The sequence below is a fragment of the Planctomycetota bacterium genome (assembly GCA_016872555.1).
Classification (GTDB): domain Bacteria; phylum Planctomycetota; class Planctomycetia; order Pirellulales; family UBA1268; genus F1-20-MAGs016.
This window is the reverse complement of the sequence record VGZO01000042.1, coordinates 1-20636: the sequence shown is the minus strand read 5'-3', so window position 1 is coordinate 20636 and position 20636 is coordinate 1. Positions and strand designations below refer to the sequence as shown.

At 72.1% G+C, this 20636-nt stretch carries 16 protein-coding genes; 9 read left to right on the top strand and 7 right to left on the bottom strand.

From position 1 onward, the window contains the following. Nucleotides 1–34 precede the first annotated feature (34 nt). From FJ309_13290 to FJ309_13280, 3 genes are all read right to left on the bottom strand, one after another. Nucleotides 35–1495: a sulfatase gene (locus tag FJ309_13290; protein ID MBM3955565.1), complete on the bottom strand. Its 1461-nt coding sequence runs from the start codon at nucleotides 1493–1495 to the stop codon at nucleotides 35–37. Between the two features lie 80 nt (nucleotides 1496–1575). Further along, a complete protein-coding gene (locus FJ309_13285; protein ID MBM3955564.1) occupies nucleotides 1576–3015 on the bottom strand; it encodes a DUF1501 domain-containing protein in 1440 nt (479 codons plus the stop codon). 29 nt (nucleotides 3016–3044) lie between these two features. Continuing rightward, on the bottom strand, nucleotides 3045–6515 hold the full coding sequence (locus FJ309_13280) for a DUF1553 domain-containing protein (GenBank protein ID MBM3955563.1): 3471 nt from the start codon (nucleotides 6513–6515) through the stop codon (nucleotides 3045–3047). A 395-nt stretch (nucleotides 6516–6910) separates the two neighbouring features. Between FJ309_13280 and FJ309_13275 the strand changes: the two genes are divergently transcribed. Both FJ309_13275 and FJ309_13270 read left to right on the top strand, forming a co-directional pair. Beyond that, nucleotides 6911–7885, top strand: a complete 975-nt coding sequence (locus tag FJ309_13275) for a methyltransferase domain-containing protein (protein ID MBM3955562.1) — start codon at nucleotides 6911–6913, stop codon at nucleotides 7883–7885. Between the two features lie 97 nt (nucleotides 7886–7982). Beyond that, complete coding sequence (locus tag FJ309_13270; protein MBM3955561.1) at nucleotides 7983–8813, top strand: hypothetical protein; 831 nt, start codon at nucleotides 7983–7985, stop codon at nucleotides 8811–8813. Here the strand turns inward: FJ309_13270 and FJ309_13265 are convergent. The 3 genes from FJ309_13265 to FJ309_13255 are packed head-to-tail and all read right to left on the bottom strand — an operon-like array spanning nucleotide 8798 to nucleotide 13349. After that, entirely contained in the window at nucleotides 8798–9733 is a 936-nt protein-coding gene (locus tag FJ309_13265; GenBank protein MBM3955560.1) for a hypothetical protein, read from the bottom strand. The genes FJ309_13270 and FJ309_13265 overlap by 16 nt on opposite strands. 4 nt (nucleotides 9734–9737) lie before the next feature. Continuing rightward, the gene (locus FJ309_13260) at nucleotides 9738–10337 is read right to left on the bottom strand and encodes a YceI family protein (GenBank protein MBM3955559.1); all 600 of its coding nucleotides are present in this window, start codon (nucleotides 10335–10337) and stop codon (nucleotides 9738–9740) included. 15 nt (nucleotides 10338–10352) lie between these two features. Beyond that, nucleotides 10353–13349, bottom strand: a complete 2997-nt coding sequence (locus tag FJ309_13255; protein MBM3955558.1) for an FAD-binding protein — start codon at nucleotides 13347–13349, stop codon at nucleotides 10353–10355. Between the two features lie 87 nt (nucleotides 13350–13436). Between FJ309_13255 and FJ309_13250 the strand changes: the two genes are divergently transcribed. The 7 genes from FJ309_13250 to FJ309_13220 all read left to right on the top strand — a co-directional run bounded on the left by FJ309_13250 (nucleotide 13437) and on the right by FJ309_13220 (nucleotide 20249). After that, nucleotides 13437–14444, top strand: a complete 1008-nt coding sequence (locus tag FJ309_13250) for a DUF72 domain-containing protein (GenBank protein MBM3955557.1) — start codon at nucleotides 13437–13439, stop codon at nucleotides 14442–14444. A gap of 108 nt (nucleotides 14445–14552) precedes the next feature. After that, complete coding sequence (locus FJ309_13245) at nucleotides 14553–15362, top strand: transporter substrate-binding domain-containing protein (protein ID MBM3955556.1); 810 nt, start codon at nucleotides 14553–14555, stop codon at nucleotides 15360–15362. Nucleotides 15363–15474: 112 nt separating this feature from the next. Beyond that, the gene (locus tag FJ309_13240) at nucleotides 15475–16734 is read left to right on the top strand and encodes a hypothetical protein (protein MBM3955555.1); all 1260 of its coding nucleotides are present in this window, start codon (nucleotides 15475–15477) and stop codon (nucleotides 16732–16734) included. 74 nt (nucleotides 16735–16808) lie between these two features. Then, nucleotides 16809–17843 carry a TIM barrel protein gene (locus tag FJ309_13235; GenBank protein ID MBM3955554.1) on the top strand — a complete coding sequence of 345 codons (1035 nt, stop codon included), beginning with the start codon at nucleotides 16809–16811 and terminating at the stop codon, nucleotides 17841–17843. 47 nt (nucleotides 17844–17890) lie between these two features. Further along, entirely contained in the window at nucleotides 17891–19024 is a 1134-nt protein-coding gene (locus FJ309_13230) for a Gfo/Idh/MocA family oxidoreductase (GenBank protein ID MBM3955553.1), read from the top strand. Between the two features lie 117 nt (nucleotides 19025–19141). After that, a complete protein-coding gene (locus FJ309_13225; GenBank protein ID MBM3955552.1) occupies nucleotides 19142–19852 on the top strand; it encodes a DUF433 domain-containing protein in 711 nt (236 codons plus the stop codon). Between the two features lie 49 nt (nucleotides 19853–19901). Then, nucleotides 19902–20249, top strand: coding sequence for a hypothetical protein (locus FJ309_13220; protein ID MBM3955551.1), 348 nt, complete (start codon nucleotides 19902–19904; stop codon nucleotides 20247–20249). 62 nt (nucleotides 20250–20311) lie between these two features. Here FJ309_13220 and FJ309_13215 read toward each other — a convergent pair whose 3' ends face one another. After that, nucleotides 20312–20575: a hypothetical protein gene (locus FJ309_13215; GenBank protein MBM3955550.1), complete on the bottom strand. Its 264-nt coding sequence runs from the start codon at nucleotides 20573–20575 to the stop codon at nucleotides 20312–20314. Nucleotides 20576–20636: the final 61 nt, after the last annotated feature.

Genomic DNA, 20636 nt, shown 5'->3' with positions numbered 1-20636 from the left:
GGTCGTTCCGGTGGGTCACGACGGCCGCCGAGGGTCATTTCCCCGCCGCGGCCCACTCCTTCATGAGGGCGATATTCCGTTCGATTTCCGGACGCCGGTCCCCTTTCGCCTCCTCCAGGTAGACCGCCATGTCGGAGTCGTACATCGCCTCCGGCTCCGGGCCGGGGTCGGCCGTGCGCGCCTGCCAGTCGGCCAGGCGGCCGCGCAGGTCGGCCAGCACCCCGGCGTGGGCCGGGTCGGCGGCGAGGTTTTCCAGTTGGTGGGGGTCGGTCGTCCAGGCGTAGAGCTCCTCCATCGGCCGCTCCGGGGCAAACAGCAGCCGCTCGGCGAGCGGATCGAGCGTGCCGGCGGCATGGAGCTCGCGGAGGCGCTGGACGATCGTCTTGTCGTCCTTGTAGGCGTTGGGCTGGAGGGCGGGGCGGCGCGGGTGGAAGTTGCGGATGTAGAGGTGCGTCGGCGTCCGCACGCTCCGGATCCGCTCGACCGTCTCGTCGCAGCGGTCGCGGGCGGCGAACACCGCCTCGCGCGGCAGGTACCCGGCGGCGAACGGATCGCGCCCCTGCATCCACTCCGGCACCGGCAGGCCGGCGGCGGCCAGCGACAGCGCCGCCAGGTCGATCTGCTCGACCAAGTCGTCGCGCACCGCCCCGCGCGCGATCCCCGGCCCGCGCACCACCAGCGGCACGTGCGTCCCCTCGTCGTAGAGGAATTGCTTGCCGCGCGCGTGGCTGATGCCGTGGTCGGTCATGAACACCACGACCGTCGAGGCGGCGAGACCCTCGCGATCGAGCCGCTCGAGCACCTGCCCGACATGGTCGTCGGTGAAGCGCACGGCATCGAGGTAGGCCGCCTGGTCGGCGAGCAGGACCGGGTCGCGCGGGTAACAGGGCGGAAGCGTCACGGCGGCCGGGTCGACGGCGCTGCCGAAGCGATCACGGGCCCGGGCGACGAGCTTCGCCGTCGCCTCGCCCCCCTGGCCGCGGAGCTTGCCGCCGGGGAGCGTGACCTGCATGAAAAACGGCTGCCCCGCGCGCCGGCCGGCCCAGTCGGCGCCGTCGTACAGCGCCGCGTCCCAGCGGAAGTTGTAGTCGGTCTTGCCTGGGCGCTTGGCGGCCGGGGTGTCGCCGCCGAGCCCCTCGCCGATGCCCGTCCAGTAGCCGGCCGCGTGAAACAGCTCGGGGAGCGGGCGCACGGGAGCCGGCAGGTCGATCGCCAGCGCGCCGCGGCCACTGCGGTGGTGGTGGGCGCCGATCGTCGTCTGGTACATCCCGGTGATCAGCGCCGAGCGGCAGGGGGAGCAGACCGGCGCCGTCACGAACGCGTGGCGGAAGAGCGTGCCCTCGGCGGCCAGCCGGTCGACGTGCGGCGTGGCGACGAGGCGCTCGCCGTAGCAGCCGAAGTCGGCCGACATGTCGTCGACCACGAACCAGAGGATGTTGGGGCGCGGGGCGGGCTCGGCGGCGCCTGCCAGCGCCGCGCCGACGGCCAGCACCATGACCGCCACGCACGACACCATGGCCAGTGTCACCGAGCCGCGCATCGCCATCCTCCCGGTGTGGCCGGCCCGTCCGCCGCTCACGCCAGCATCCCGTCGACGACCCGGCCGTGGACATCGGTGAGGCGGAAGTCGCGCCCCTGGAAGCGCCAGGTGAGCTTGGTGTGGTCGAACCCGAGCAGGTGGAGGATCGTGGCCTGGAGGTCGTGGATGTGGACCGGGTCGCGGGCCGGGCGGAAGCCGAGGTCGTCGCTGGCTCCCTGGACGTGGCCGGGGCGCACGCCGCCGCCACACAGCCACAGCGAATAACAGTCGGGGTAGTGGTCGCGGCCGAGGATCCCGCCGCCGGCCGTGCGCCCCTCGCGAAACGGCGTCCGCCCGAACTCGCCCGTGCAGAGGATCAGCGTGTCGTCGAGGAGGCCGCGCTGCTCGAGATCCTCGATCAACGCCGCCGCCGGCTTGTCGAACGTCGCCCCCTTCTTCGTCAGCCCGTCGCGGATGTCTTCGGCCGGGCCGGTGCCGTGGAAGTCCCAGCCCCAGTCGAACAGGTGCACGAACCGCACCCCCTGCTCGACGAGCCGCCGGGCGAGGAGGCAATTGGCCGCCAGGCTCGGCTGCCCCGGGACCGCGCCGTAGGCCGCCAGCACGTGGGCCGGCTCGCGGCCGATGTCCATCACCTCCGGGACGCTGGCCTGCATCCGGTAGGCGAGCTCGTACTGCGCGATCCGCGTGAGCGTCTCGGGGTTTCCCAGCTCGCGCGCCTGCAGTTCGTTGAGATCCTTGAGGGCGTCGAGGCTCGTGCGCCGCGTCGCCCGGCTCATCCCCGGCGGGTCGGAGACATACAGCACCGGGTCGCCCTTCGAGCGGCACTGCACCCCCTGGTAGACGCTCGGCAGGAATCCCGAGCCGAAGCTCGCCGTGCCACCGTTGGGCTGGACGCCCGACGAGATCAGGACGACGAACCCGGGAAGGTCGGCGTTCTCGCTGCCCAGGCCGTAGGTCACCCAGCTCCCGAGGCTCGGCCGGCCCGACCGGCCGCTGCCGGTGTAGAGCATCAGCTCGGCCGGGGCGTGGTTGAATTGGTCGGTGTGCATCGAGCGCACCAGACACAGCCGGTCGGCGACGCGCTGGAGGTTGGGGAGGGCGTCGGACAGCTCCATCCCGCTCTCGCCGCAGCGCACGAACGAGCGCGGCGTGCCGAGGAGCTTGGGGGTGCCGCTGGTGAAGGCAAATGTCTTGCCGGCGAGGAACTCCTCCGGGCAGTCCTGTCCGGCGCGCTTCACCAATTCGGGCTTGTGGTCGTAGAGGTCGAGGTGGGGGGGCGAGCCGGTGAGGTGGATGACGATCATCCGCCGGGCTTTGGCCGGCAGCGGCGCGGGGCGCGCCGCGAGTGGATCGGAGGCCGCCCCCGCCGCGTCGCCGAGCAGGCTCGCCAGGGCCACCGCGCCGATCCCGCCCCCCATCCCGCCGAGCAGGTGGCGGCGGGTGGCGAGCAGCCGCTCTTCGATCCGCGGGTCCATCGCACACTCCTTCGGACGGGGCCTGCCCGTCACGGGCACATGAACGCTTCGTCGAGGTTGAGGATCACGTTGGCGACGACCGTCAGCGTCGCCGCGTCGGCCGGAGCGACATCGTCGGGGAGCGCGCCCAGCGGGCTCTCCTGCATGCCGAACGCGGTCGCCAATTGCTTCGCGGCCGCGGCGTCGGCGCGGTAGGTCGAGAGACAGTCGTCGTGGAGGCGCACCAGCCGGTCGACCTCGGCCGGCGTTGGCGCGCGGGCCAGCACGAGCCGAAACCCGCGCGTCACGCGCCCGGCGGCGGCAGCGCCCCCTTCGCGCGCCATCCGCCGTGCCAGGGCCTGCGCCGCCTCGACGTAGACCGGGTCGTTGAGCGTGACCAGCGCCTGCAGCGGCGTGTTGGTGCGCGGCCGGCGGATCGTGCAGACCTCGCGGTTGGGGGCGTCGAACGTCGCCATCGACGGATAGGGATTGCTGCGCCGCCACGTCGTGTACAGCGCCCGCCGCCAGCGGTCCTCGCCGGCGCTGGTCTGCCAGTCGATGCCGCCACCGAACGCCGCCGACAGGCCGACGGCGGGCTGCGGCGGATTGACGCTCGGCCCGAACTTCTTCGCCGACAACAGGCCCGCCGCGGCCAGCGCCTGGTCGCGGATCACCTCGGCCGGCAGGCGCACGCGCGGGCCGCGCGCGAGGAGCCGGTTGTCGGGATCGCGGGCGACGAGCTCGGCCGGCGCCTGCGACGATTGCCGGTAGGTGGCGCTGGTGACGATCAGGCGCGTCAGCGACCGCGTGTCCCAGCCGCGCTCGACCAATTCGACGGCCAGCCAGTCGAGCAGCTCGGGGTGGCTGGGCAGCTCTCCCTGGCTGCCGAACTCCTCGCTGGTCGCCACCAGGCCGATGCCGAACAGGCGCTCCCAGATCCGGTTGGCGACGACGCGCGCGGTGAGCGGATTGGCCGGATCAACCAGCCATCGCGCCAGCGCCAGCCGGTCGATCCGCCCCGACGGGCCGGCGTCGGGCGGCGGAAACACCGCCGGCACCCCCTCGCGCACCTCGGGGCCGGTGTCGAGGTAGTTGCCGCGGTACTGGAGCTTGGTCGTGCGGCGCTGGTCGCCGGCAAGCTCGAACATCACCGGCACCTTCGCCGGCTTGAGCGCGGCACGCTGCTGCTCGAGCGCTTCCTTGCGCGTGCGCGCCTCCGCCGTCGCCGCCGCGACGTGGCGGCGGTGGTGGTCGGCCAGGCGCGCCGCCTCCACCTCGCTCCGCTCGCCGGCCGGCTTGACGACGATCGCCGCGACGTCGGCGGGGAGGCCGCTCCACTGGCCGGCGCGGGGATCGGCCGTGGCCGCGACCGCCAGCGCCCCGACGGTGTGGCCGGCGTGCTTGCTCCGCTGCCGCAGCGACAGCACCAGCCGCATCCCCTCCGGCACCGGCTGCGGCGCGGCGAGGACGAGCGACAGCTGCGACGGCGAGGTCCCCCCCGGCGCCCAGCCGCCGTCGCGCTCCCGCTTCTCGTCGGCCGGGTGGAGGACGTTGGCCGCGGCGAACCCCTGCTGCGTGCGATCGGCGAAGGCGACGGCCAGCGGCAGGTCGCGGCCGCCGTCGGGGGCCAACTGCGTGGAGGGTGTCGGGGCCTGGTCGAGCGTCGCCTGCCAGACCGGCTGCCGGGCGGCGTCGAGGACGATCACCCGCGCGCCGGCCAGCCGCGCGCCGACCGAGCTGTCGGTCCGGTTCCAGACGGCGATCGCGTCGATCGGCAGCTCGCCACCGAGATCGACCTCCCACCACGGATCGGCCTGCGTGGCGGTGTGGGTCACGGAGTTGTCGGTGTAGACGCCGCTGGTGGTGCCGTCGACGGCGCGGGCCGCGGCGCCGTCGTAGGCGGTCGAGGCCTGCGTCGCCGGCTTGCCACGGGCGACGTTGGCGCCGACGGAAAGCACCTCGACCTCGGCCAGCGAGAGGATCTTGTCGGCGCCGGGCAGCTCGACGCGCACGAAGCGGCCGCGCGGCGCCGCGGCGGCCACCGGCTCGAGCCGCGCCGAGATCCCGGTGACGACGAAGTTTCCGCCGCCGTGCCCCGGGCCGCCGCCGGGGAGGGCGGGATCGGCGGGAAACGCGAGGCGGATGGCCGCCAGCGTGCCGGCGGGCAGCGGCGCCACGACGCGCGTCGTCGCCGTCGCCCCGGCGGCGGCGAGGCGCACGGTGCCGTCGGCGCCGACGGTTCCGGCGGGGCCCCCGTCGATCGCCGCCGATTCCGGCACGAGCGGCTCCCAGGCAATGTCGCGGGGGAACGACCGGTCCCACTCGGCGCGCTGGCCGGCCAGGTCGGCGGTGTCGGTCGCGAGCACGCGCTCGACATCGGCCAATTCGGCGTCGATCCGACCGCGTTCGGCCTCCTGCGCCGGCGTGAGGTAATCCTCGAGCGGCGCCTCGTCGCCGCGGTCGGCGTCGGCAGTGTTGTTGAAGATCGCGTACAGGGCGAAGTAGTCCTGCTGTGAGATCGGGTCGTACTTGTGTGCGTGGCACTGGGCGCAGGCGATCGTCGTCCCCATCCAGGTGGCGAGCGTCGTGTTCACCCGGTCGACGACCGCCGCCGAGCGGAACTCCTCGTCGATCGTCCCCCCTTCGGTGTTGGTCAGCGTGTTGCGGTGGAAGGCGGTCGCGATCCGATCGGCCGTCGTGGCACCGGGAAGGAGGTCGCCGGCGAGCTGCTTGATCGTGAACTCGTCGAACGGCATGTTCGCGTCGCAGGCACGGATCACCCAGTCGCGCCAGCCCCAGATCTCGCGCGGCACGTCGGAGGCATAGCCGCCGCTGTCGGCGTAGCGGGCCAGATCGAGCCACTGCCGCGCCTGGTGCTCGCCGGCGCCGGGGTGGGCGAGGAGCCGATCGACGAAGCGCTCGACGGCATCGGGCGCGGTGTCGGCGACGAACGCGTCGACCTCCTCGGGGGGCAGCGGCAGGCCGACGAGGTCGAGCGCCAGCCGCCGGGCGAGGACCGGCCGCGCCGCCGGAGGGCGCGGCGCGAGCCCCTCTCCCTCGAGGCGGGCGAGGACGAAGCGGTCGATGTCGTTGACGGGCCAGGCCGCGTCGCGCACCGTCGGCACGGCCGGCCGCACCGGAGCCGTGTACGACCAGTGGGGCCGGTATTCCGCCCCGGCGGCGATCCAGCGGCGGAGCAGATCGACCTCGTGGTCGGTGAGCCGTTCGCCGGCGCCCGGCGGCGGCATGACGGTGTCGGGGTCGGTCGACGTGACGCGCGCGACGACGGCGCTCGCCGCCGGATCGCCCGGCACGATCGCCGCGTGGCCGCCGAGGTCAACGCGTGCCCCGTCGGCGGTGTCGAGCCGCAGGCCGCCCTCACCCCCTCCCTGCCGCGCGGTCGCGTCGGGGCCGTGGCAGCGCAGGCACTTGTTGCTCAGCAGCGGCTTGATGTCGCGCACGAACGACGGCTCGGCGGCCGAGGCGCCGCGGACCATGCCGGCGAACGGGCCGGGGACCATCGCGCCCGCGGCGACGACTATCACGAGACACAGCGAACGCGTCATCGATCCGCCCGCCGCGCGCCACGGCCTTGGAGCTGCCCTCACGATCATGTCTCCCCGGAATACCGACAAGTATGCCTGGCGCACCGAGGCGGGGGGAGGCCGGGAGATGCCGGGAAAACGCCGCTGGTAGACGCCCCGGAAGCCGACGAGCAGGCCATCTTCTCCCATAATGGGACCCGCGAAGCCCCTCCGCCGTCGCCCTCGCATCGGCCCGTCGCAATGTCGTGCGGGTCGATGCGAGGGCAGAGGCGCGGGGGGCGTCTCCCTCTGTCGAGCCCGAGCAGAGGCTCCTTGGCGAGCGTGACCGCCTGCCATCTCGGACTGACCGCACTCCGCGCCCCCACCCCCACATGCCCACCCCCTGGCTGGTCACCGTCGCGATTTCGTCCGCGGTCGACCTCCCCGCGACCGGGCCGACCGACCGCGACGGCTTCATCGAGTGGCTGTGGACGGAGTTTGCCGACGGTGAACTGCTCGCGCTCGACGAAGGGAGCGTCGATGCCGAGGCGGCATGGGCTGCGGGGCTCGCAGACAGCGCACTGGTGATCGACACCGCCGCCGCCCCCGTCGAACGCGACTGGGTCGCTGCTGCGGGCGGCGCCGAGATGATCCTCGTGTTCGCCGGCGAACAGGCGGCCGAACGCGCCGCAGCGCTGCTGACCACGCTCACGGGGGTCCGCCTCGGCGCCGTCCGGCAAGCGCCGCCTTCGGGCCAGGCACCAGTGCAGGAGCCCGTCGCCGTGCCGGGGTTCGGCTGGATCGTGCCCCCCGGCTGTGAGGCGGACCTCGATGACACCGCCGCCGGCACGGCGCGCGTCGTCCTCGATGCCGGCATCGGTTTCGGCACCGGCCTCCACCTGACCACGCGCCTCTGCCTCCGCGCCCTGGCGGCCCACGCCGCCGCCGGCCGTCCGCTCGGCCACGTCCTCGATGTCGGCGCCGGCAGCGGGATCCTCGGGATCGCGGCGGCATGCGCCGGCGCCGCCGACGTGGTGGCCGTCGAAATCGACAGCCGCGTCCACGGCGCGATCGCCGCCAACGCGGCCCACAACGGCGTCGCCGACCGCGTGCGGGTCGAGCGGGACCTCGCCGACCTGCCGGCCGGGCCCCCCTTCGACCTCGTCATGGCCAACATCGTCGCCGCGGTGCTCGTCGGCATCGCCGATCGCGTCTGCGCCCGCCTCGCGCGCCCCGGCAGCCTCGTCCTCTCGGGCCTGCCCGACGAGGAAGCGGCGCCCGTCGCCGCGGAATACCGGCGCCGGTTGGGGATCGATCCGCGGGCCATGACCGACGCCGGCTGGACCTGCCTGATCTTCCACCGCTGACGCGCGCCGCCTGTCCACGCCGCCCCGTCCCGGCTACCTTCGCCCCGGCAGGCCGCTACCCCGCCGGACGACTCCGCCCACCGCCAGGCAGGCTCCGATGAAGTGGCTCCACCGCCTCGAACGCATCCTCGAGCCCGTCGCGATCCCCAACCTGACGCAGGTGCTGGTCGCGGGGATGGTGGCGGTCGCCGTGCTCTCGGCCGCCGATCCCGGGCTCGGCGGGCTGCTCGAGCTGGTTCCCGCGCGGGTCTTCGGCGGCGAGGTGTGGCGGCTGGTCACGTTCCTGTTCACACCGGCGCTCGGGATCGGCCTCAATCCCCTGAGCATCCTGTTGTTCGCCATGTACGTGATGTTCCTCCACACGATGGGCTCGGCGCTCGAGGCGACATGGGGCACGGCGCGCTACAACCTGTTCGTCCTCCTCTCATGGGGCGCGAGCCTGGCGGCGGCGCTGCTCGGCTGGTTCGTCGTGCCCGACGGCGCGGTCGGCAGCAACCTCTTCCTCTACGCGTCGATCTTCCTCGCCTTCGCCTGGTTGTTTCCCGAGTACGAAATCCTCCTGTTCTTCGTCCTCCCGGTGAAGGTGAAGTGGCTGGCGCTCGTGGCCGTCGTCGCCACCGTCTGGCAGTTTGCCGTCGGCGTCGCGCGCTTCACCGCCGGGGGCTGGCTGTCGTGCGTGCTGATCCTGGCGGCACACGCCAATCTGGCGCTGTTCCTCGGGCCCGAGATCACCGCCGAGATCCGCCGGCGCCTGGCCAGGGGACGGCTGGCGCCCCGGTCACGCGGCGCCGAGCGGCCGCGCCACGTCTGCGTGGTCTGCGGGGCGACGAATCTCTCCCACCCCGAGCGCGACTTCCGCTACTGCCCGCAGTGCACCGGCACGCCGGCCTACTGCGATCTGCATCTGTCCGGTCACGTCCACCACTGATGGCACTCCGCGGGCGCTTGCCCTGCCCGGGAGCCGGCCACCGGCGCCGCCGCGCGGGGGGGCGCGAGCAGCGGCCGGAACGAACGCTCGAATTCGCGGTATCCTTGAAACACCACGACCGCCAGCGGCACGCCCGCCAGCGCCAGCCGGAAGGCCACCAAGCGCGTCATCCTCCCCGCCGGCGCGGCGCCGAGACGGTCGCCGACACCGCCGGCGGCACACGCGATCAATGGCGCGCTTGCCAGCAGCAGCGCCGCCGGCGTCGACAGTCCGCCGAAGAACCGGCCGACACCGACGATCCCCACCAGCGCCGCGAAGCCGAAGCCGGCCAGTCCCACGCGCCCCCCGCCGGCGAGGCTGCCGGCGAGCGCCGCCGCGAGGACGAGCGCCACCATGCCCCCCTTGACGTAGCCTGCCAGCGGGATCGCCAGGGCGGCGGCGGCCAGCGCCAGAACGACGGCGACGGCCGTCACCACGCCGCCGTCGTCGCGGCGCTCGCCGGCCGCCACGGCCGGCCAGGCGAGGGCCGCCAGCGCCGCCGCGCCGATCACAGCGCCGCGCGATCCGGTCTCCTCAACGCCCAGATGGACCGAACCGTGGAGGAGCACGCGGACCAGCGCCAGCCCCGCGAGGCCACGGACGAGGCTCACGGCGATCCCGGGCCGGCGCCACAGCGCCGCCAGCTCGACCAGCGCCGCCACGGGCAACCCGACGGCGATCAGCCTCCCGAGCGCCGAAGCCGGCGGCAGCCGCGGCAGCGCCCCCACCAGCCACGCCCCGGCGACGGTTCCCGCCAGCACCGCCGGCACGGCCCCGACGCGAGCGCCCGCCGCGCCGGCCCGCCGGCACGCCGCTGCCGTCGCCGCGGCGACCACCCCGGCGGCGAGCGCGGCGCCGGCGCCGGCCATCGCGCCAGCCACGGCGTCAGTCCCGCTGCCCGGCGCAGTCGATCATGATCACCGCCTCGTCGCCGATGTTGCCGATCGCGGTCTTGTCGAAGTTGAAGTCGCTGCGCTTGAGGCGCAGTTCGGTGGCGAAGCCGACGCGCTTCTTCCCCATCGCCGTGATCTCGCGGCCGCCCATGAACGTGAATGTCACCGGCTTGGTGACGCCGTGCATCGTGAAATCGCCGGTCACCTCGTAGCCCCCCGGCACCCCCTTCACCTTCGTGCTCTTGAAGTCGATCGTCGGGAACTGCTTGGAGTCGAAATAGTCGGGCTGGCGGAGATGCTCGTCGCGGGCGGCGTTGGCGGTGTCGACGCTGTCGACCTTGATCGAGAGCGTGAACGACGATTTCGAAGGATCGTCGCGGTCGAGGACGAACGTCCCCGAGACGTCGTTGAACCGGCCTTGGATCCAGCTGATGTCGAGGAACCGGGCCTTGAAACCGACCGACGAATGGACGCCGTCGTAGGCGTATTCGTCGGCGGCGAACGCGGGCAGGGCGAGGAGCACGGCGGCACAGGCGAGGACGACGCGGCGCATGGGATGTGTTCCTTTCGGGGCTGGGGTCGGGCAGAGCATAGCAGGGGCGGCCCGTCAACCAACGCGGACGGCGGCGCGGAGGATCTCGGCCGGGTGTAGCGCTCGGCGGCCGGTGCCGTCGGCGATCTGGTGGCGGCAGCTGGTGCCCGCGGCGGCCACGAGCGTGCCGGGCGGCAGGGCACGGACCGCCGGCAGCAGGACCAGTTCGCCGATCGCCATCGAGACGGCGAAGTGGCCGCGGTCGTAGCCGAAGCTCCCCGCCATCCCGCAGCACCCCGACGGGATCACGCTCAGCGCATGCCCCACCGGCAGCGCCAGCGCCGCCACCGCCGGCTCCATGCTCGACAGCGCCTTCTGGTGGCAGTGGCCATGCAGCGCGATCGCGCGGGGAGCGTCGTCGAAGTCGCCGGGACCGATCCGGCCGGCGGCCGCCTCGCGGGCGAGGAACTCCTCCAGCAGCAGCGCCCGCCCCGCCAGCCGGCGCGCCGGCTCCGCGAGACCGGCCGGGACGAGGTCGGGGTATTCGTCGCGGAAACTCAACAGCGCCGACGGCTCGAGGCCGACCAGCGGCATGCCGTCGCTGACCACCCCCTCCAGCGCCGTGACGTTCCTCACCGCCAGCTCGCGCGCCGCGCGGACGAGCCCCTTGGAGAGCTGCGCCCGGCCGCTGTCGGCATGCTTCGGGATCACGACGGCGTAGCCGAGCGCCTCGAGCAGCTCGACCGCGGCGATCCCGACGCCGGCGTCGAGCGTGTCGGTGAACTCGTCGCACAACAGGTGCACGGCCCCGCGCGGCGCCGTGGCGGCCGTCCAGCGCGGCCGGCGCCGCGAGAACCAGCCCGACAGCCGCTGCGGGGAGAGCGCGGGGAGCGACCGGCGCGGCGCGAACCCGAGGATCCGCTTGACGAGCCACGACGTCCCCGGCGTGCCGACGGCGAGGTTGTAGGCCCACGGGGCGACGCTGGCCCAGCGCAGCAGCGGCGCCGTCGCCGCGACGAGGCGCGTCCGCCACGGCACGCCGCGGGCGTCGTGGACGTGCTGCTCCCACTCCGCCTTGAGGCGCGCCATGTCGACGTTCGACGGGCACTCGCTCTTGCAGGCCTTGCACGACAGGCAGAGGTCCATCACCTCCCCGAGCCCCGGCGAACTCCAGGGGTCGGCCCGGGAGGGATCGGCAAGCGCCTGGCGGAGGAGGTTGGCACGGGCCCGGGTCGTGTCGTGCTCGGAGCGCGTCGCCATGTAGCTGGGGCACATCGTGCCCCCGGCGGCGGCCGGCTTGCGGCACATCCCGACCCCGGAGCACTTCTCGGCGGCGCGGAGCATCCCCCCGGTGTCGCCGAAGCGGAACACCGTCTCGTGACGGGGCTCGGCGGCGCCGGTGAGGATCCGCAACGCCGTGTCCATCGGCGGCGTGTCGATGATCTTCCCCGGATTGAGGATCCCGTCGGGGTCGAACAGCCGCTTCACCCGCTCGAGCAGGCGGTAGCACTCGTCGCCGACCATCGTGCGGACGAACTCGCCGCGCAGCCGGCCGTCGCCATGCTCGCCCGAGAGGCTGCCGCGGTAGCGCTTCACCAGCGCCGCGACGTCGGTCGCCACCGCCCGGAACAGCCGCAGGCCCTCCGCGGTGCGGAGGTCGAACAGCGGGCGGAGGTGGAGCTCGCCGGCGCCGGCGTGGGCGTAGTGGATGCAGTCGAGGCCGTGCGTGCCGCCGAGGAGACGGTCGATGTCGGCGATGTAGGCGGGGAGGTCGTCGATGGCGACGGCGGTGTCCTCGATGATCTCGCGCGGCTTCGCGTCGCCGGGGATGTTCTGCACCAGCCCCTGCCCGGCGCGGCGCAGCTCCCACACCTTTTCGGCGTCGCGGCCGTGGAGCCGGGGGAAGGCGTAGCCGATGCCGGCGGCGGCAAACGCCGCCTCGATCCGGTCGAGGATCGCGCCGCGCCCCCCGGCGTCGGCGTGGCGGACCTCGACGACGAGGACGGCGCCGGGATCGCCGACGACGAAGCTGCGGTTGCGCGCCTGCTCGGGATTGTCTTTGGTGCAGGCGAGGATCTTGTCGTCGATCAGCTCGCAGCCGGTCAGCGCGCCGCCGGCGGCCGCCGCCGCGCTCCGCCCGGCGTGCATCACGACCACCGCGCCGCGGAGCGCCTCGTCGACGGCGCGGCAGTGGGCGACCAGCAGCGCCCCCGGCGGCGGCAGCGGGATCAGGCCGAGCTCGAACTCGACACCGACGAACAGCGTCCCCTCTGACCCGGCCAGCAGCCGGCAGACGTTGAACGGCCGGTCGCCCGCCGGATCGAAGACCGCCGCGTCCATGAGGGCGTCGAGCGCGTAGCCGGTGTTGCGCCGCGTCACCTCCGGCTTGGGAAACGACCGCCGCACCAGCTCGCGCGCCGCCGGATCGGCGAGCAGGTCGCGGAGGCCGGCGAGGATCCGGGCTTCGGGCGCTCCGCCGGCCGTGCACGCGGCCCCGAGCTCGGCCGCCGACAGCGGCCCGAAGCGGGCCTCGGAACCGTCGGCCAGGTAGCCGCGGGCGCTCACCAAGTGGTCGCGCGTCGCGCCGTAGGCGATCGAGTTGCTCCCGCAGGAGTTGTTGCCCACCATCCCGCCGATCGTGGCCCACGACGCGGTCGAGGTCTCCGGGCCGAAGAACAGCCCGTGCGGCGCGAGGAACCGGTTGAGGTCGTTGCGGACCACGCCGGGCTGGACGCGCACGCGCCGCCCGGCCGTGTCGAGGGCGACGATCCGGTTCATGTGGCGGCCGAGGTCGACGACGATCCCGCCGCCGACGACCTGCCCCGCCAGCGACGTGCCGGCGCCACGCGGGATGAACCCGATCCGCTCGGCGGCGGCGAAGCGCACGAGCCGCTGCACGTCGGCGTCCGACTTCGGCAGGGCGACGGCCAGCGGTCGCTCCTGGTATTCCGATGCATCGGTGGCGTAGATCGCACGCCACGACTCGTCGACGAGCAACTCGCCGTCGAGGCTGTCGGCGAGGCGGGCGAGGCGCGCGGCGATGTCCGACGGATGGGGCGCGGTGACGGCCATGCCATCAGTATGCCGCGCTGCCGGGTGAGGCAGCGGGCTTCGTCGGCGGAAAGCTAGCATGATCGCGACCGTCCCCGGGGTCGCGCGATGCCCGCCCGCCAACTCTCCTTCTTCGACGACGACGATCCCGCCCCGGCCGGGAGCCGTGCGCGCCCCTCCGCCGCGCCCGTGCTGCCGGCGGCGGCCGACGCGGAGGCCGTTGCCCTGGCCCGGGCGCTGCCGGCGGCGATCCGGCTCGGCACGTCGAGCTGGTCGTTCCCCGGCTGGACGGGGCTGGTCTACGCGCCCCGGGAGGGCCGGCCCGAGAGCGAGCAGCGCCTCGCGCGCGCGGGGCTGGCGGCCTACGCCGCCTGTCCGCTGTTCCGCACCGTGAGCCTCGACCGCACGTTCTACGCGCCGCTGTCGGCCGACGCCTTCGCCGGCTACGCCGCGCAGGTGCCCGACGACTTCCGGTTCGTCGTCAAGGCGCCGGCGGCGTTCACCGACCCGGTGCTCCGCGGCGGGGCGGCGGGGGACAATCCCTCGTTCCTCGACGGCGCCGCCGCCGCCGCGGCGTTCGTCCGGCCGGCGGTCGAGGGGCTGGCGGGGAAGGTGGGGGCGCTGGTGTTCCAGTTCCCGCCGCTGGGGCGTGTGGCCCGCGATCCCGAGCGCCTCGCCGCGCGGATCGCCGCCTTCGTCGCCGTGCTGCCGCGCGGCCCCCGCTACGCGATCGAGTTCCGCGACCCGCAGTGCCTGCTCCCCGGCGGCGTGCGGATCCTCGCCGACGCCGGTGCCGTGCCCTGCCTCGCGGTCCACGCGCGGATGCCGCCGGTCGCCGAGCAGGTCGAGCGCCTCGGCGGGTTGTCCTCCGGGGCGCTGGTGGTCCGCTGGAACCTCCACGCCGGGATGGCCTACGACGAGGCGAAGCAGCACTACTTCCCGTTCGACCGGTTGGTCGACGAGGATCGGGAGTCGCGGGCGGCGCTCGCCGACCTGGCAGCGGCCCGCGCCGCCCGCGGCGCCGAGGTGCTGATCACGGTCAACAACAAAGCCGAGGGCTCGGCGCCGCTGTCGGTGAAAGCACTGGCGCGGCGGATCGTGGGCCGCGACGGCTGAGCGGCGCGTCCGTCGATCCCGATCCTGCCCCGTGGGAGCAGCGCGGCGGACGGTATCATCGGCCCGCCCGGCCCGAGCCGGTTCCCCCGCCCGCCGGAGCGCCTGCCGATGCCCGACGCCACCCTCTCCGCCGTCGTCTCGCGCCGGTCACTGGCGCTGGTCTTGGCCGCCGTAACGCTCACGGGCGGCTGCGCGCCGCGCGGGCAGGCGCCGCTACGCGTCGGGATGGAGCTGGCTTACCCGCCGTTCGAGATGGTCGATCCGGCCGGCAAGCCGGCGGGATTGAGCGTCCGGCTGGCCGAAGCGCTCGGCAACCACCTCGGCCGGCCGGTGACGATCGAGAACATCGCCTTCGACGGCCTGATCCCCGCGCTCAAGACCGGCAAGATCGACTGCATCATCTCGTCGATGACGGCGACGGCGGAGCGGGCCAAGTCGATCGCCTTCTCGGCCCCCTACATGAAGAGCGGGCTGGCGCTGTTGGTGGCGGTCGAGTCACCGGTGCGCTCCGTCGCCGACCTCGACGCCCCCGGCCGGGTGGTGGCCGTCAAGAAGGGGACGATCGGCCATTCCTACGCCACCGCGTCGCTCCCCAAGGCGACGGTCCTCGTCCTCGACAAGGAGGCGGCCGCCGTGCTCGAGGTGGCGCAGGGCAAGGCCGACGCCTTCATCTACGACCCGCTGTCGGTGTACCGCAGCCAGCTCCGTCACCCCGACACCACGCGGGCCGTGCTCGAGATCTTCGGCGCCGAGTCGTGGGCGATCGGCCTGCGCCGGGGCGACGAGCGCCTCAAGGCCGAGGTCGACCGGTTCCTCGAGGAGTTCCGCGCCGGCGGCGGCTTTGACCGGCTCGGCGACGAGTTCCTCGCCAAGGAGAAGGAGGAGTTCGCGCGGCAGGGGCTGCCGTTCTTCTTCTGAGCGTCCGGCCTTCCCCGGCGGCGGCGTCGCGAGCGGGGCGGCGGCTTGCGGCCCTCGCGCGCGGGCCGTACAACATCGCCACACTTTCGGCCGGTTTTCCAGGGGGTTTTCCATGTCCGTCGCCAGTGACCGGTCCGCCGTCCTCCCCGCCGCCAAGAACCTGCCCAGGGCCCTCGACCGGGCGCTCGACGCCGGCCGCGGGATGCTCCGCCTGTCGCCGACGTGGGTCCCGCGGAGCTTCCTCCATCCCGGGAAGCGCGTCCGCCTCCACCCCGACGACTACTACGCCTACGGCCTCGATCGCGGCGGCATCGACGAGCGCTGGTTCGCGAGCACCACCGAGGCGGCAAACGAGAACCGCACGCCCGACGAGGGGCTCTCGTGGTGCGTGTTCGAGGGGGAGCGGTTCCTGCTCCGCGACGCGGTCGCCGAGGGGAAGGCGAAGCTCGTCGGCAGGGGTATCTGGGACACCTACCGCAAGTGGCCGGTGTATTCGAAGTTCTTCGACAACATGGGGCCGATCCCCCACCACATGCACCAGTCGTTCGAAGACGCCAAGCTCGTCGGCCAGGAGGGGAAGCCCGAGAGCTACTACTTCCCGCCGCAGTACAACAACTGCGACAACAACTTCCCCTACACCTTCATGGGCCTCGAGCCGGGGACCACGAAGGAGGACGTGCGGAGGTGCCTCGAGAACTGGAACCGGGGCGACAACGGGATCATCGATCTCGCCAAGGCCTACCGCCTGAAGCGCGGCACCGGCTGGCTGATCCCGCCGGGAGTCCTCCACGCCCCGGGCTCGCTGCTCACCTACGAGCCGCAGTGGGGGAGCGACGTGTTCGGCATGTTCCAGTCGCTCGTCGAGGGGCGGGCGGTGCCGTGGAGCCTGCTGGTCAAGGACATGCCGAAGGAGAAGCACCACGACCTCGACTTCATCATCGGCCAGCTCGATTGGGACAAGAACGTCGACACCCACTTCAAGCAAGCCAACTACCTCGAACCGATCCTCGACGCCTCGCGCTCGAGCGCCGGTGCCGAGGACCGCTGGATCGTCTACGGCGAGGTCGACGGCCGGCAGCTGTTCAGCGCCAAGGAGCTCACGCTCGAGCCGGGAGCGCGGATCACGATCAAGGACGCCGGCGCCAGCGGCTGGATCACCGTCCAGGGGGAGGGCACGGTCGGCGGCCACACCGTCGCCACTCCGACGCTCGTCCGCTTCGGCCAGATGACCGCCGACGAGTTATTCATCTCGGCCAGTGCCGCCGCCGAGGGCTACGAGGTGGTGAACACCGGGCCGGGGCCGCTCGTCTCCCTGCGCTACTTCGGCCCCGACGTCCATGCCGATTGCCCGAAGACCGGCCGCCAATGGTGACCGAACCGGCTCCCGTTCCCGTCGTCACGTCCCTTCACCGAGCGCCCCGTTCCCCGAGTTGAGAGGTGCCCCCGATGCCGAGCCACGCCTACCCCAAGCTCCACAACGCGATGTGGCCGGGACTGGTCGGCAAGGGGACCGATCCCGGCCAGGAACCGCCGATCAGCCTGGAGCGGATGCTTCACTTGACCGCGGCGGCGAGCGTCGACGGCCGCCGCTTCGACGGCATCGACTACTTCCTCTTCCACCCCCACACCGATCCCGACGCCTCCGACGACCAGCTCCGCCGGACCGCCGACCTGATCGCCTCGCACGGCTTCGTCGTCGGGTCGCTCGTCGCCCCGATCTGGCCGGGCACCGTGGGCGATTCGGCGATGGGCAGCCCGGTGCAGCGGGCGAAGTTCATCAACGCCGTCAAGAAAGCCTGCCGGATCGCCGCGATCTTCAACGACCACGGCATCCGCCACTACGGCGTGATCCGGATCGACTCGGCGGAGTTCGGCATCGCCCGGTGGCGCGAGCACCCCGCCGAGCACACGCGCACGATCGCCGCCACGTTCCGCGAGGCGGCGATCGTGGCCGCCGCCCATGGCGAGCGTCTCGCCGCCGAGGGGGAGATCTGCTGGGCGGGCATGCACTCCTGGAAGGACATGGTCGACCTCCTCGAGGCGGTCGACATGCCGGGGTCGCTCGGGTTCCAGTGCGACCTCGCCCACACCTACCTGTATCTGATGGGCTACAACGCCCCCGAGCACGCCCTGCTCCGCCAGGGCTACTCGCCGGCCGAGTTCCAATCGGCCTACCGCCAGCTCACCGAGCGGCTCCGTCCCTGGACGATCGACTTCCACGTCGCCCAAAACGACGGCGAGGTCCACGGCGCCGGCTCCCACGACAAGACGGGGAAGCACTGCCGGGCCGACGATCCGGCCGGCAAGCTCGACATCGTCGCCTGCGCGGGCCAGTGGCTCGAGGGGGCGGCCGAGCGCGGGATCCGCCACGTCTGCTGGGACGGCTGCATGTTCCCCAACGCCACACTCGAGAACCCCGCCACCTGGAACACGATCCTGCGGACGATGCTCGCCGTCCGCGACGCCCACGGCTGGGACTGACCGTCCCCCGGCCCCCTGTTCAGGCATCCATTCCGAGGACCACGCAGATGGCCAAGCCCCTCCGCATCGGCATGATCGGCTACGGCTTCATGGGCCGTGCCCACTCCAACGGCTACAACCGCGTCAAGGACTTCTTCGACCTCGAGTACCTGCCGGTCCTCCAGGCGGTGGCGGCCCGCGACGTCGAGAAGGCCACCGCCTTCGCCCAGCGCTGGGGCTACGGCCGCGTCGAGAGCGACTGGCGGAAGCTCGTCGCCGCCGACGACATCGACGCGGTCGACATCTGCACGCCCAACAACCTCCACGCCGAGATCGCCACCGAGGCGGCGCGGCACGGCAAGGCGATCCTCTGCGAGAAGCCGCTGTCGATGAACGTCGCCGAGGGGGAGACGATGGTGGCGGCGGTGGAGAAGGCAGGCGTGCCGAACACCGTCTGGTACAACTACCGCCGGATCCCCGCGGTCACGTTCGCCAAGCAGCTCGTCGACGCCGGGCGCCTGGGGCGGATCTTCCACTACCGCGCCAACTTCCTCCAGGACTGGACGATCTCGGCCGACCTCCCCCAAGGGGGCACGGCGCTGTGGCGCCTCGACGCGGCCGCCGCCGGCAGCGGCGTGACCGGCGACCTGCTGGCGCACTGCATCGACACCGCGATCTGGATCAACGGCCAGGTCCGCGACGTCACGGCGATGACCGAGACGTTCGTCAAGGAGCGGAAGCACCAGCTCACCGGCAAGGTCGAGCCGGTGACGATCGACGACGCCTGCTCGTTTCTCTGCCACTTCGCCAACGGCTCGCTCGGGCTGTTCGAGAGCACCCGCTACGCGCGCGGCCACAAGGCGCTGTACACGTTCGAGATCAACGGCGAGAAGATGAGCCTCAAGTGGGATCTCCACGATCTCCACCGGCTGCAGGTCTTCGACTACGCCGACGCCGGCCCGGAGCGCGGTTGGAAGAGCGTCCACGTCACCGACGGCGACCATCCCTACATGGGCAAGTGGTGGGTGCCGGGCCTGGCGATCGGCTACGAGCACTCGTTCGTCCACCAGGTGGCCGACTTCCTCGAGGCCTACGCCAAGAAGCAGCCGGCCCACCCCACCTTCCGCGAAGCCCTCGACACCCAGAAGGTCTGCGACGCGGTGCTGGCCAGTGCGCGGAGCCACCGCTGGGAGAAGGTGTAGCGAGCAGGAGAAACGCGAGCCGTTTCATGGAAGCTCGGTTCGAATGTCGCCAGCGCGCATCCGCTTGACCACCCGGCCCGTCCGTTTCTAGTCTGGCACACGGAGGATCGCGACTTCGTGGCACGAGTCTTCGACATTTACCGCGGCCGCGATCCGGTCGAGTTGCCCGCGTACTCGATCCCCGAGGTGGCCCATCTGATTCGAGTGCCCCAGGCCACCGTTCGCTCGTGGGTTCTCGGCAGACGATATCCGACAGTCGAGGACCGTCGAAAACTCTTCGCGCCCGTGATCCATATCGCAGACCCCAGCAGCCGTTCGTTGTCCTTTCGAAACCTCGTTGAGCTCCACGTTCTGAGTGCGATTCGACGTGATCACGGCGTCAGGCTCGTCGAGGTCCGCAAGGCTGTCGATTACCTGCGCCGCAGGTTCAAGAGCAGCCATCCGCTTGCCGACGTCGAGATGCAAACCGACGGAACGAATCTCTTCGTCGAGCGCTACGGGGAACTGGTCGATGTGTCCGATCAGGGCCAGATGGCCATGAAGGCGTGTCTCATCAGCCACCTCGATCGAATCGAGCGCGATGCACGAGGCGCAGCGGTCCGGCTTTATCCCTTCACGACCAGCCGGGAGGAGCCCGGTCGGCGGACCGTCTTCATCGATCCGCGCGTACAGTTCGGGCGACCATGTCTGACAGGTACCGGCATGCCGACGGCCATCGTCGCGGAACGATTCCTGGCAGGTGATTCGCCGAGGGATATCGCCGCGGACATGGGACTGGATACGGATGCAGTCGAAGAAGCGATCCGGTACGAGAGCCGCGCGGCGTAGGCCGAAAGTCGTCTTCTTTCTCGACCGGTGCACCAATTCGAGGACGCTCGTGGCCGCGTTGACGGCAGCGGGGGCAGTCGTCGAGCGCCACTCCGACCACTTTGCGGACGACATTCCCGACGAAGGCTGGCTGCCAGTCGTCGGCTCCAGGGGATGGGTCGTTCTGACCAACGACAAAAGAATCCGCCACAGGCGAATCCAGCGAGAGGCCCTTCTGGCTGCACGTATCCGGGCGTTCGTTCTGACTGCCGGCCACTTGTCGAGCGCGGAAGCCTCCGACACATGGGTGCGGCAACTCCCGAAGATCGAACGGATCGCGGTCTCGAGGCCGCCACCGTTCATCGCGCACGTCGACCGGTCAAGCGTGAGGGTCATGCCCGTCTCACGCCGCCGCTGACGCGGGAAGAAAAAAAGATCGGCCGCGCTGGGGTCCCAGCGCGGCCGATCCAGATGAGCGAGTTATTTCTCGATCACGACGATCTCGAGTTCACCGCCGTCGGAGACGGCCACGCCCTTGCCCTGCGCCATCAGCTCTTCGAGCTTTTTCAGGGTCTTCTTCGTGATTCTGAGTTGCTGCGGAGCACCAGGCATGACCTTTGCGGGCATGACGAGTTCGAATCCCAACTTCTCCAAAACGCCCTTGTCCTTCTCACCCTCGGGGCCGGCCCCCATCGCCACGAACAACACAGCGCAGACGGCCGCGATCGACATCAGTTTCTTCACAAGCGTACTCCTCAAGGAATTGCCGACCTCCAATTGACCTGCATTGGAAATCCTGATCCAG